Source organism: Enterobacter sp. fkY84-1 (assembly GCF_052974705.1).
Genome location: NZ_CP169393.1, coordinates 2,996,024 through 3,008,057, shown reverse-complemented (window position 1 = coordinate 3,008,057; position 12,034 = coordinate 2,996,024). Strand labels below are relative to the sequence as shown.

Genomic DNA, 12,034 nt, shown 5'->3' with positions numbered 1-12,034 from the left:
ACCAACCCTAATGAGCGAATCAGGGGCTGGGAGGGAGTGACTTATTATTGGAATTAGGGACATGCTGCTGCATCAATTCAACGATCCAATCAATAAAAACGCGCAGTCTGACGTTGACGTGGCGGTTAGGCGGAAATGCCAGGTACAGGGACATTGGCTTAATACGCCAATGTTCGAATAGCCGAATCAAGGAACCACAAGCCTGATGCGCTTCTGCCATATAGACCGGCAGCGCAATCACGCCTAACCCGGCTAACCCAGCTTCGAGGTAAGCATTGCCATCATCCACGGCAAGGGCATAGCTGCCCGTGATGTCAATATGTTCACTCTCACTGCGCAGTACCAGAGGATCAATCTTACCGGTGCGCGAGGACAAGAACCCTACAATGCGATGGTCGGTGTTTTCCAGCTCTCGCGGGTGCGCCGGGGCGCCGAGGCGTTCCACATAGCTCGGTGCGACGTAAACGCCGATGTGCAAATCGCCGACATGGCGTGCGATCAGGGACTGGTCGTTGATTTCGCCACCGCGGAGGACGCAATCCACGTTGTCGCCGATCAGATCCACCACCCGGTCGCTCACGCCCATATCGAACTGGATATCCGGGTAGCGTGCGTGAAAAGCCGGTAGCGCCGGCACCAGGATGAGGCGGGCCAGCGGACTGGGCACATCAACCCGTAGCCGTCCCCTGGGCGTCATCGTCGCGCTGGACAGGCTGTTTTCAGCATCTTCCATGTCCGCCAGCAGGCGGATGACGCGTTCGTAGTAGACCGCGCCATCGGGGGTCACACCGAGCCTGCGGGTGGTGCGATGGAGCAATTTGACGCGCAGGCGCGCTTCCAGCTGCTGAATGAGCTGCGTCACCGTGGTTTTGCTCATATGAAGCGTTTGGGCAGCCTTTGTGAAACTACCTGCCTCCACCACGCGAGCAAAGGCGCGCATCGCGTCGAAACGATCCATTCCTTATCCTCTCTTTTCACCGATTGTTTGGATATTACAAACAATGATGGACAAAGTCGCTTGTTTATCCGCCCAAACCTGCACCTGTAAAGTGTCTTTATGTTCAACGGGCTGATTTTGCCCTATTGCAAAGGTACAAACATGACAGCACGCGAAGCAGTTTTCCCCTTCGGTCGGCAGGCGCTCTATGAGCGTAATCGTTATTCACCGGCCATCAAATCCAACGGTTTCTTGTTCGTTTCGGGGCAGGTGGGTAGTCGCGAGGATGGTTCGCCTGAACCCGATCTGAAAGCGCAGGTCAGACTGGCCTTTGATAATCTTAATGCTGTCCTCGCGGCTGCGGGCTGCACGTTCGCTGACGTGGTTGACGTGACCCTCTTTGTCGTCGATCCCGAGTCAAACCTCGACGCTATCTGGAGTATCCTGCCAGAATATTGGGGGGACGCGCCTTATCCTACCTTGACCGGGATCGGCGTGACGTGGCTGTACGGATTTAAGTTTGAGATTAAGGTGATTGCCAGGCTGGATGCGATTCAGAGTTAACTTCAGAGATGCAGTTCCGTAGGTCGGGTAAGGCGAAGCCGCCACCCGACAATTTTACCCGACGCAGAAAAGCAAAAAGCCTGCTTCAAAAGCAGGCTTTTCTAATTTGGCTCCTCTGACTGGACTCGAACCAGTGACATACGGATTAACAGTCCGCCGTTCTACCGACTGAACTACAGAGGAATCGTGTGAACGAGGCGCATAGTAGCGACCTCAGTTCGCCTTGTCAAAGGGTGAAATCGCGCTTTTTGTTCGTTTGCCGACAATTTCAGCAAATCGCTGATTTTATAGTAAATTTGCTTCGAAACTACACAGCAAAATGCGCCGCCCGCAGGCGGCGCTCGGGATTAGAACAGAACGGAGTAGTTCAGACCAAACGTCCGTCCACGGCCTTTATAGGTGTACAGGCCCGGTGCACCGTAGGTTGGGCTATACAGCCCCGGCGCGCGCTGGCCCCAGGCGGTGGTGTAGTCTTTGTCCAGCAGGTTCTCCACGCTGAAGCTGACTTTACCCACCGGCAGGGCGTAGCTGCCCAGGAAGTCGACCGTGTTATAGCCATCGATCTTCTTGCCGTCGGCGTCAGAGACGTCAAAGGTCTGCGTGCTCTGCACGCGCAGGGTCCAGTCGCCCGGCGCCCAGTTGACCCACGCGCTGGCTTTCGACGGGCTGGCGCTGTCTACCGTCAGCTTCTCCCATTTCCCGTTTTCGCGGGTTTCCGACTTAATGGCGTTAAAGTTCGCGCCCGTGCTCCAGTCGCTGTCGGTGAAGAAATAGTCCACCTGACCTTCTACCCCGTAGATACGACGCTTGTCGTCTTCCAGGTTGATGGTCATGTCCGTCTTGTTGATGGTGATGGTTTTATCCGAGAGCGAGTAATACGCCGCAACCTGGGTGCGCAGGTTATCCCCGGTGTAGCGCCAGCCCAGCTCATAAGCGTTGACCTTGATACCGTCCAGCTTCGAGTCGTTGACGTTGACGCTGTTCAGCAGGCGATAGTGACCGTTGCTGAGCTGATAGGTCCCGGAGCCGTAGTACTTCGCCAGGTCCGGGATTTCGAAGCCCTGGGAGAAGTTAAACCACACCTGCTGCTGTTCGGTCAGGCGACCGAGGATCCCGGCGTTAAACAGGAAGTTGTTGTAATCGGTTTTCCCGCCCGGCACCGCGTCGGCGGAGGTGGCTTTCCCGGTAGCGATGGCCTGCTGCTGGGTGTAACCGACAAAGTCGTCCACCTTGTTCTCGGTGTACTGGTAGCGCACGCCGCCGCTCAGGGTGATGGCGTCAATGTCATAGCTGGCCTGCAGGAACGGGGCGAGGTTAGTGATGCTATAACCCGGGTAGCGGCCCACGTTGTAGGCGTTATCCAGCTCCATGCCGCCGCTCGCCGCAGCTTTTTTCAGGTTGAAGAACTGCTGGTTGGCGTCGAAGGTTTCGTGGTCGGCATCCATACCCCAGGTCAGCGTCAAATCGTCCACCGGCTTGCTGTTCAGCGTCAGCTTGCCGCCGTAGAAATCGGTTTTCTGCTGCGACGCGCCGATGCTGGTGACCACGCCTTTGGTCAGGGTCGGGAACGGATAGTAGGTCAGGCTCTCGTCGCGATAGTAAATCTGCGCGACCAGATCCTGGCCCCAGAAGTCGGTATTGGAGTACTGCAGGTTAATCAGATGGCGCTCGGTACCCGGCACGCGGTCAGAATCGAGGTTACCTTTGTTGTACGCGGTCGCATCGCCCGTGACCGCCGAGAAATTCTTTCCGAGATACAGCCCGTGCTTACCGTCGGACTCGCTCTTGTAGTACTGGGTCGTCAGCTGCAGCTGCTGGTGATCGTCAATATTGAGGGTGCCTGTTCCCATCACATCGATACGGTCGGAATACTGTAAGCCGGTCTGGGTGTTATCAATAATCACCTCATCGCCGTTGCCGTCATACCAGCCGCCGTAGCGCTGATACGACACCGACAGACGACCGGAGGCGTTGTCATTGCCGCCGCTGACCGCTGCCGACACGTTCTCATCGTGGTCGTTGTGGCTGTTGAACCCGCTTTTAGCCCCGGTCTGGAATTCGACTTCGGTCTCAGGCTGGCCTTTTTTGGTGACGATGTTCACCAGACCGCCGGTACTGCCGCCGCCGTAGAGTGACGTGGCGCCGGAGATAACCTCGATACGGTCAATGTTGAACGGATCGATAGAGTCGAGCTGGCGGCTGTCGCTGCGGGACGAGTTCAGGCGCACGCCGTCCACCATCACCATCATGGAGCGGCCGCGCAGGTTCATGCCGTAGTTGGTACGTCCCTGGCTGCTGACGTCCATGCCCGGAATCAGCTGCGCCAGCACTTCTTTAATCTCTTTCCCGCCCTGAACCTGCTGCTCAATTTCAGCCCGCTCAATGACCCAGGTGGTCTGCGCCATCTCCGCCACGCTGCGGTGCGCGCGGCTGGCGGAGACAACGATATTTTCTTCCTTTTGTTCTTCCGCCCACGCAGAGGTAGAAAGCATTGCAAGCAAGCAAGGATTTAAAACCCAAAGATGAGAACGTTTCATTGTTATGTTGACCCTGATTGTGTGTGTCAGTACTCGGTGGTTTTTGCTAATGATTTAAAAACCTGGCTGTTCTCCGGGCTGGTGGTGCTTCGCCAGTGGATAACGCCAGGGGTGGTAGCCAGCTCAAACGGCTCGTCGGCGTGCGCGCGGTTCAGAATTCGCGCCGCGCGCCAGGCCATCAGGCTGAGCTGGGGTTCGGCAATGCCGAGACGGTGCATCCCGGCATTTACGGCGAACAGGCGGTTGCTCTGCGGACCGTCCCATTCGAGGGTGAAATCGTTGTTGATGCAGAAGGCTTCGTCCGTATCCAGATGCAGGCGGTGAGACAGCGGCGCGAGGAACGCTGGCTGCACGGCGCGATAGCCGGTGGCGAAGATCACAACGTCACTCTCCAGCTGCTCTCGGCCGCCGTCGAGATGGTGCTGTATGCTCAGACGCTGTCCGTTTTCCAGGCGCGTCAGGGCCGTCACCGAGCGGGACGGCATCAGGTGCGCCCAGGGTTTTTCGCGCAGCACTTCAAAGCGGTGGTACATGGCGCGGTAAATCGCCAGCAGGGACTCGGTGGTGATGCCGTCGGAGGTCATCTTCTGCTCGTGCAGCATCTGACGACGCGCCTCTTCACCGAGCGTGGAGAAGCTGTCCACGTACTCCGGCGTGAAATACTCGTTAGCAAAGGCGGCTTCATCCAGCGCGTTGTAGTTGTTGCGGCGCGAGACCCAGTTCAGGCTCAGCGGCTGGCCCCATTCGCCACGGAAAATATTCAGGAACAGGTCGGCGCCGCTCTGGCCGCCGCCGACGACGGTAACGCGCTTGCCCGCGAGATCCGGCGTGCGCAGCATCATCTCGCTGGCATGGAAGCAGCTATCGTCCTGCGTCGTGACGCAGTCCGGCAGGTTGATCTGCTTACCGATCCCCACGCAGACGTGGCGCGCCAGGAAGCGATCGCGTTGGGTCACTACCTCAAACAGGCCGCTTTTCTCATCAAAGCTCACCTGCTGTACCTGCTGGCTGAAGGCGAGGTTGGTGAGGTTGTCCGCCGCCCAGCACAGGTAGTCGGCAAACTCCTCCCGTGAAACGGTGCGCTGCTCGGTGGTCAGGAATCGGTAGAACTTTTTACGCTGCACCAGGTAGTTCAGGAAGCTGTGGCGGTTGGTCGGCTCCACGGCGCTGACCAGATCCTTCAGGAAGCTGGTCTGCATGTGGCAGTCCGGCACCATCATTCCCGGGTGCCAGGAGAAGTGCGGTTTACGCTCAAGAAACAGCGAGCTAAAGCCGTCCAGCCCTTCCGCCAGCGCGGCGATGCTGAGGTTAAACGGGCCGATACCAATGCCGATGAAATCATAGGTTTTCATTGCGCGGACTCCCGGGAGGCCAGAAAAAGAGGGTTATCAAGGTCGGTGACGTAGTTCGGCAGCATGCGGCTGCCGCCGTCGTGTTCGGAGAAGGTCAGTTTGACCGGGTTGAGGATCACGCGAATAATTTGCGGCTTGAACAGGTCGAACGTCGCAAAGCGCTCGGCAAGCTCGGGGTGCACGGCCATATAGCGGTGCAGAACGCCGGCGAGGATCTGATAGAAACGCGTTTCGCTGACGCCGCTTTGCAGCGTGAGGCGTGAGATAAAACGCAGCACCGTCACGAAGTTACCGGTTTGCAGATCGTGGATGATGTAATCCGCGCTCAGGCGCGCCGTGACGGCCTTCACCTGTTCCGGCAGGCTCTGGGCCTGCGGGAAATCTTCATCCACCAGGCGCATATCGCCCTGGAAATCCTTCAGCAGGATGCGCTGCGGGACGTAGTCTTTCATCACCAGCGTCACGTTCTGGCCGTGGGCAATCAGCGCCACGCCGTAGCGGCAGAGCAGGTGATAGAACGGGATCACCGTTGCTTCAAACAGCTTTTCCAGCCACGCTTCGGCGCTTAGCCCGGAACGGTTGATCCACGCGTCGATGAGCGGGCGCCCGGCGTTGTCGGTTTCCATTAGCGCCGCCAGCAGCACCGCCTGTTCGCCCTCCTGCAGATAGCAGGACGGGTTCTCGCGCCAGATCACCCCCAGCATCTCCTGATAGCGGTACGGCGCTTTCGGCAGCGCCGCATAGCCCGGATGCGACAGATATCCGGCGGCGGGTTCGCCAAGCACCTGTGCGCCAGAGCGGGCAAGCGTAGCGTCGGTGGCAAACTGCTGCTGCAGCCAGCGCGAGGCCAGCGGCCCGGCGGCAATGTATTTGCCCGGAATACCGCGATAGCAGGAGGTGTTGTAGATCGTCAGCGGAAGCTTAATGTCAAACGGCGCGCGACGGCTGGCGTTGGTGAGCGTGCGCAGGGACTGCTGCGCCAGGTACTCATCGCCAAACTCGCCCAGCTCAACCATCTCACCGCGTGCCAGCTGCGGCAGGAAATGAATGGCAATCTTCTGCTGCCACTGCCACGGGTGCAGCGGCACCGGCAGCCAGCTCTCGTCGAGGCCCAGCGCCTGCCAGCGGGCGTCAAAGCGGGCGCGCTCGGCGTTGTCCATGGCGCTCGCCAGCAGGGCGCTGATATCGCAATCGGCGTCGCTGCTCCAGACCAGATGCTCTCGCTGAACGGCAACCCAGTGCAGACGAAAACGTCCGCGGTACTCCGGCGCGTACTGGCGCAGCGCGTCCAGCCCCCAGCCGCGGCGACCTTTGTTGAAAATAAACTTCGGGTGACCGCGCATCAGGCACTGTAATTCGTCCGGATCGAGGTGGATCAGCGCGTCCGCATCCAGCGCGTCACGCGCCTGAAGCAGCTGCATGTCGCCGCGCAGCGTGGCGTAGAGGTCCTCCATGTGCTCTGCCGTTTGCGCGTCGCTCATCTCCAGCACCGTCGCCAGCTGCAGCAGCGCGCTTTCCGCTTCGACGGCATCGCAGCTGGCGGTGGTCAGGCTGTCCGGGTCGATATGCAGCCAGCCCCAGATCCCGCGCGTGGCGCAAAACTGCCAGGACGCGTTGCCCATGGCGATGCGCCAGCCGTCCGACGAAACCGGCTCGGCGCGCAGGGTGCGCTCGTATTCCAGCTCGGCGAGGATCTTCGCCACCATCTCGCGGTTCACTTTTTCCCAGAGCGCGTTCACAGGCCCACCTCGCTGAAGAAGCGGTGACGCTGGCTCATAATGAGGCGCGAGCGTTTATGCGGGAAGTCGAACTCTTTCACCGTGTCAAAACCGGCAGAGTCCAGATGGCGGAACAGGCGCTGGTTGTCGAAGCGCGGCTCGGCCACGATGCGCGCGGTGCGCGGTTCGTCGAGATACAGGTAGTGGCTCAGGCCGCGCAGCCAGCTGCGGATGTACTGCGCGCCGCGCCAGTTCTCTTCCCCCACCAGCATGTGTAGCCCGCGGTCAAACGGCTGCCAGCGGTAGTGGCGGCCAATGCGGTCTTCCGGTGCCCAGTAGAGTTCAAAATAGCCAAACGGTTGATCGTCGAAGCAGCCAATAACCGGGTAGCAGTAGGTCGAGTCGAGCTGACGGCGCAGGTAGTTTTCCTGCTCGGCCTGCGGGCCCGCCATCTCCCAGAAGGCGTTCACGCGCGGGTTATTCATCCAGCGGGTAAAACGCTCGCCGTCCAGCGCCACGTCGGCCACGCGGAAGCTGAGGGTACGCTTAATTTGCGGATCGTAACGGCGATACATCTCACCCTGCGGGCGGCGAGGGCGCAGCGGGAAGTACAGTTGACGGCTCTCGTCAAACTGCATTCCGCCGCTCGCCTGCGGGCGTTCGCCCTTCAGCCACAGCGGCAATTGCCAGAAGGCGTCGCGCGCCAGATAATCACCGTGGGCCAGGCCAAACAGCGCCTGCGCCTGGGGTTCATCCTGCCACTCCGCCCACGGCAACGTAATGCCGGTCAGCGCGGGGGCGGCCACAAACAGCTGATCCAGGGCTTCCACCAGCCAGCCGTCCGGGATCCCCTTCAGACGCTCCAGCACCGCGCTGCCGTCGAGACCCAACGCCAGCGGCAGGGCGCGATCCGTTGCGGTGCAGTGAAAGCCGTAGCCGGAATGGACGATATTCGCGATAGCCATCACGTCTTCTCCTTGTAGAACGGGTTGCTAAAGTCGAAATAGATCACCGCCGGATCGGCGATGGTGTTTTCATTGCGATCGTGCAGGTAGCAGAGGAAGTTGCCTTTGCAGTTCCAGGTCGGGCTGTCGAGCACGTAGTCGAGGCAGCGGGTCTGCTTCGCCGTGCGGCGCAGTTCTGCCAGCGCGTCGCGCACCCGGGACATCAGGCTCTCTTCGCTGTCAAATCCGGCGGCGGCAAGGGCGGCGGTGACGGCAAGGGTAGAGTTCAGCAGCAGGTAGTAAGGGAAGTAGCGCAGCAGCTGGCTCTCGCCAAAGCGGTTTTCCACCTCAGTTTCGCCCGCCTCTTTCAGCCACGCGTCGGCGCCTTCGGTCCACGCGCTGCCCTGGCAGTCGCGGTAGATCAGCCCGACCGGGAAATCCTGCTGCATCTCAACGAGGATATTTTGCTGGTGCGCCAGCAGGACCAGACCGTAGTCCGCCTCGGCGCTGAACAGCGGAAGCAATACGCGGTCGCAGTAGGCGTCCAGCCAGCAGCGGGCGGCCTGGGCGAGCGGTAAATCAAGACGCTGGCTCAGACGGCGCACCGCCGCGGCGAGCAGGCTGTCACCGCCGTCCGGCGCGGCCTGCGTCAGGCTCACCAGCACGTTGGTCTGGGTGTCTGGCGTATCGAACAGCAGATTGACGCGCAGGGCCATCAGGCTCTCTTCCTGAATAGTGCCGCTTTCGTCACGCAGCCCCGCCCAGCCGTCTTCCTGCATCACGCGCATGGTCGGGTAGCGTGCCTGTAGTTCCTGCCAGCGTTCCGTTTTTGCCAGACGCGCCAGGCGCATGCCGCGCTTTACCTCTTTCACCGACAGCGTGCGCACGGAGTTGGTCAGGCGCACGCTGAGGGAGAACTTAATCATGTCGCTGTTGGTCTCGCTGTACAGCGAGCGGGAGGAGCTGGTGGGCAGCCACTGTGCGCCCGCTTCACCCAGGTCCTGCAACGAACCGTTTTCCGCCAGACGCTGGCACCAGTCCTGCTCCAGCAGATAGTCGGCCTGCCACGGGTGCATCGGCAGCAGCCAGCGGGTGTCGGTAAAGTGGCCGAGCAGCTCGGGCGCGCTCTGGGCCGCAAAGCGCAGCAGACGCTCACGCAGGGAGACGTTCAGGCTGTCGCCGGCAACGAGCGTGCTCTCAACGGCAAACCAGCGCAGCGGGAAGCGGGAGGCGAAATCGGGCAAATAGCGGCGCGCCTCGGCTTCGTTGAACGGCTCGTGGGACTTCGGTGCCGGGTGAAACGCATGGCCGACCAGCAGCGCCTGTTCCGCTTCGGCAAACGTCAGCGGCTTATCGCGCAGGGTTGCCCAACTGTGGCGTAAATCAATCGCCTGCCAGGTGTGGGCATGGCTTTCGAGAACGCGCTGCTTAAAACGCGCCAGCGTATCGGCATCCAGCGAGCCTTTTACGGACGGTTTTTCAAGAATTAAATCAACCAGTTGAGGGAAAGTGACGGCGTCACCCCTGTCGCTGTTGCTCTGAATCCGCGTTGCCGGGAAACGGTACTGATGATGCTGGGTGGGTGAGAAATAGCGTACCGGCACCCGAAGCGCCTGGGTTTGGGAAAGCGGGATATGGATCTCAGATAGCGCATCCGCATCGGTAGCGGGGAGATAGCGCCAGTCCTTCGTTTCACGCAACAGGGCGTTTAAAAAGCACTGGGCTGCAACGTCTGTACCGGCGGCGCGGAGCAGAGCACGCATAGATGTACCTCATTCCATGATTGATAATAATTCTCGTTATGATATTCATTCTGTTTACACTCGCAACCATTTTTGCAATATTTGTTTTCATAAACTTCATAATTTCCACACATTTATTGACACTATGTTCACATTCTCATGCGCGCTGACTCTGAAACCTTGACGGAAAACGTCACTTCAAAAGCTAACTGGCCCCTGGCGCTATCTGCGGGGTTACTGGGCATCGGGCAAAACGGTTTGCTGGTGATGCTCCCGCAGCTGGTCACCCTGACCGGGCTGTCTCTCTCTGTCTTGGCCGGGCTGTTGATGTTCGGATCGATGCTCTTTTTACCGGCCTCGCCCTGGTGGGGGCGTCAGAGCGAGCGAAAGGGGTGTAAGTCCGTCATGCTGGCCTCGCTAAGCGGCTATCTGGCGAGTTTCGTCGTGATGGCGCTGGTGGTCTGGGGGATGGCGGCCGGAAGGCTGGATGCGGTCTGGGGGCTGGCGGGGCTTATTTTCTCGCGCCTGCTCTACGGACTGACGGTCTCGGGGCTGGTGCCTGCGGCCCAGACGTGGGCGATTCAGCGTGCGGGACTGGAGAAAAGAATGGCGGCGCTGGCGACGATAAGCTCCGGCCTCAGCTGCGGGCGTTTGCTCGGCCCGCCGCTGGCGGCGCTGATGCTCAGCGTTAATCCGGTGGCGCCGCTCTGGCTGATGGCGGTTGCGCCGCTTATCGCTCTGCTGCTGGTGCTTCGCGAAGTCGCTGACCCGCCGCTGCCGCCGGTAGCCCACCAGACAACCCGCCTGCAGGCCTCTATGCTTCCTTTCCTGCTGCTGGCGCTGCTGCTGGCGGCGCTGGTGAGCCTGATGCAGATTGGCCTGTCACCGCATCTTAGCCCGTTGCTGGACGGTAACGCCCGGGAGATCAGCCATCATGTCGCGCTTCTGCTGAGCCTGGCCGCGCTGGCCACGCTCGCGGCACAGTTTCTGGTGGTCCGCCCTCAGCATTTCAGCCCGGTGACATTGCTCTGCATCGCGGCGGTGCTGATGGTGGCCGGGCTTGGGCTGATGGCTGTCGCCGGTTTAGCGCTGTTCTACGTGGGGATTGTTATCACGTCACTCGGGGCGGCGATGGCCACGCCGGGCTACCAGCTGCTGCTGAACGATCGGCTAACCACGGGGAAAGGGGCGGGCGTCATCGCCACCAGCCACACGTTAGGCTACGGCGTCAGCGCGCTGATGGTGCCGGTCGTGACGCGCTTTTACGGGGAGCAGTCTTTAACGGTGGCCGCGTGGGGAATGGCATTGCTGTTTTTAGCCCTGAGCATAGGGGTATGGTCAACCGAGCGTACCCCTGCTGAAAAAGCTTAATGAAACTGGCGGGACGAATGCCCGCCGGACGCCTCATTCTGCCGCAGGCGCTGTAGCGGATCCTGCTGATAAAACTGGCAGAAACGTTGCCAGAGGGCCGGAAAACGGGGCGCGAAGAGCTCGGGCGCGCTGAAGAAGTACTCGGAGAGCACCGCAAAGCACTCTGCCGGGTCGGTTGCCGCATAGGCGTCAATGCTGGCCGCGCTTTCGCCCACCAGGTCTATTTCATCCTGGATGTTATCCATCGCCGCGTGCAGGTCGTGCTCCCAGCCCGCCACTTCGCGAAGCGGGATCCGCGGGACGCCGCTGGCGCGATCGCCGTTGCGGGTGTCCAGCTTGTGTGCCACTTCATGGATAATTAGATTAAAACCGGAGGCGTCGAACGAGTCCTGAATATCGAGCCAGTTGAGGATAATCGGCCCTTGCTGCCAGCTTTGTCCGGACTGCACCACGCGCTGGTTATGCACCAGCCCAATATCGTCCTGCCATTCGTCATCCACCACGAACGGCGCAGGATAGATAAGCACTTCGTGGAAACCGTCCAGCCACTCAATGCCAAGTTCAAGCACCGGCAGACAGAAAAGCAGCGCGATGCGGGCGTTTTTCAGAGGATCGAGTTCAAACCCCTGCAGCGGCACCAGGCGCTTTTGCTGTAAAAAACGATCCGCCAGCTGAACCAGTTTCGATTGTTCATCCGGATTTAGATTAGCCAGAACAGGGATCGTCAGCGCGTCATCCCATGGCAGCGCCACATCCCGGCCAGCCTCATTCGTTTTCCAGGGCCACTTTATCATCGCTTTGCTCGCAAACTCGTCACTTGAACAAAAATGGGAAAGTCAGATTCGGTTAAGATGCCAGAATATCGCCTG

The 12,034-nt window shown here is 60.0% G+C and carries 9 protein-coding genes and 1 tRNA gene; 2 read left to right on the top strand and 8 right to left on the bottom strand.

The window, feature by feature from the left end:
• Positions 1-19 precede the first annotated feature (19 nt).
• Complete coding sequence (locus ACEPLT_RS14460; RefSeq protein WP_032675145.1) at positions 20-958, bottom strand: LysR family transcriptional regulator; 939 nt, start codon at positions 956-958, stop codon at positions 20-22.
• 141 nt (positions 959-1,099) lie between these two features.
• Between ACEPLT_RS14460 and ACEPLT_RS14455 the strand changes: the two genes are divergently transcribed.
• Positions 1,100-1,501 (top strand): RidA family protein, encoded by a 402-nt coding sequence (locus ACEPLT_RS14455; RefSeq protein ID WP_032675144.1) that lies wholly within the window; start codon positions 1,100-1,102, stop codon positions 1,499-1,501.
• 107 nt (positions 1,502-1,608) lie between these two features.
• On the opposite strand, the gene ACEPLT_RS14450 is transcribed toward ACEPLT_RS14455, so the two are convergent.
• The 6 genes from ACEPLT_RS14450 to ACEPLT_RS14425 form a co-directional block, all read right to left on the bottom strand.
• Positions 1,609-1,684: transfer RNA gene (locus ACEPLT_RS14450), tRNA-Asn, on the bottom strand.
• 164 nt (positions 1,685-1,848) lie between these two features.
• Positions 1,849-4,038, bottom strand: coding sequence for a TonB-dependent siderophore receptor (locus tag ACEPLT_RS14445; protein ID WP_023325592.1), 2,190 nt, complete (start codon positions 4,036-4,038; stop codon positions 1,849-1,851).
• A gap of 26 nt (positions 4,039-4,064) precedes the next feature.
• A complete protein-coding gene (locus ACEPLT_RS14440) occupies positions 4,065-5,390 on the bottom strand; it encodes a lysine N(6)-hydroxylase/L-ornithine N(5)-oxygenase family protein (RefSeq protein WP_032675143.1) in 1,326 nt (441 codons plus the stop codon).
• Complete coding sequence (gene iucC, locus ACEPLT_RS14435) at positions 5,387-7,129, bottom strand: IucA/IucC family protein (RefSeq protein WP_032675142.1); 1,743 nt, start codon at positions 7,127-7,129, stop codon at positions 5,387-5,389. Before iucC ends, ACEPLT_RS14440 begins: the two co-directional genes overlap by 4 nt.
• On the bottom strand, positions 7,126-8,073 hold the full coding sequence (locus tag ACEPLT_RS14430) for a GNAT family N-acetyltransferase (RefSeq protein WP_032675141.1): 948 nt from the start codon (positions 8,071-8,073) through the stop codon (positions 7,126-7,128). Before ACEPLT_RS14430 ends, iucC begins: the two co-directional genes overlap by 4 nt.
• Positions 8,073-9,815, bottom strand: coding sequence for an IucA/IucC family protein (locus ACEPLT_RS14425; protein ID WP_032675140.1), 1,743 nt, complete (start codon positions 9,813-9,815; stop codon positions 8,073-8,075). Before ACEPLT_RS14425 ends, ACEPLT_RS14430 begins: the two co-directional genes overlap by 1 nt.
• A gap of 138 nt (positions 9,816-9,953) precedes the next feature.
• Between ACEPLT_RS14425 and ACEPLT_RS14420 the strand changes: the two genes are divergently transcribed.
• Positions 9,954-11,165 (top strand): MFS transporter, encoded by a 1,212-nt coding sequence (locus tag ACEPLT_RS14420; RefSeq protein WP_032675139.1) that lies wholly within the window; start codon positions 9,954-9,956, stop codon positions 11,163-11,165.
• Here the strand turns inward: ACEPLT_RS14420 and mtfA are convergent.
• Positions 11,162-11,959 (bottom strand): DgsA anti-repressor MtfA, encoded by a 798-nt coding sequence (gene mtfA / locus ACEPLT_RS14415; RefSeq protein WP_008499488.1) that lies wholly within the window; start codon positions 11,957-11,959, stop codon positions 11,162-11,164. The two genes, ACEPLT_RS14420 and mtfA, sit on opposite strands and share 4 nt — an antisense overlap.
• Positions 11,960-12,034: the final 75 nt, after the last annotated feature.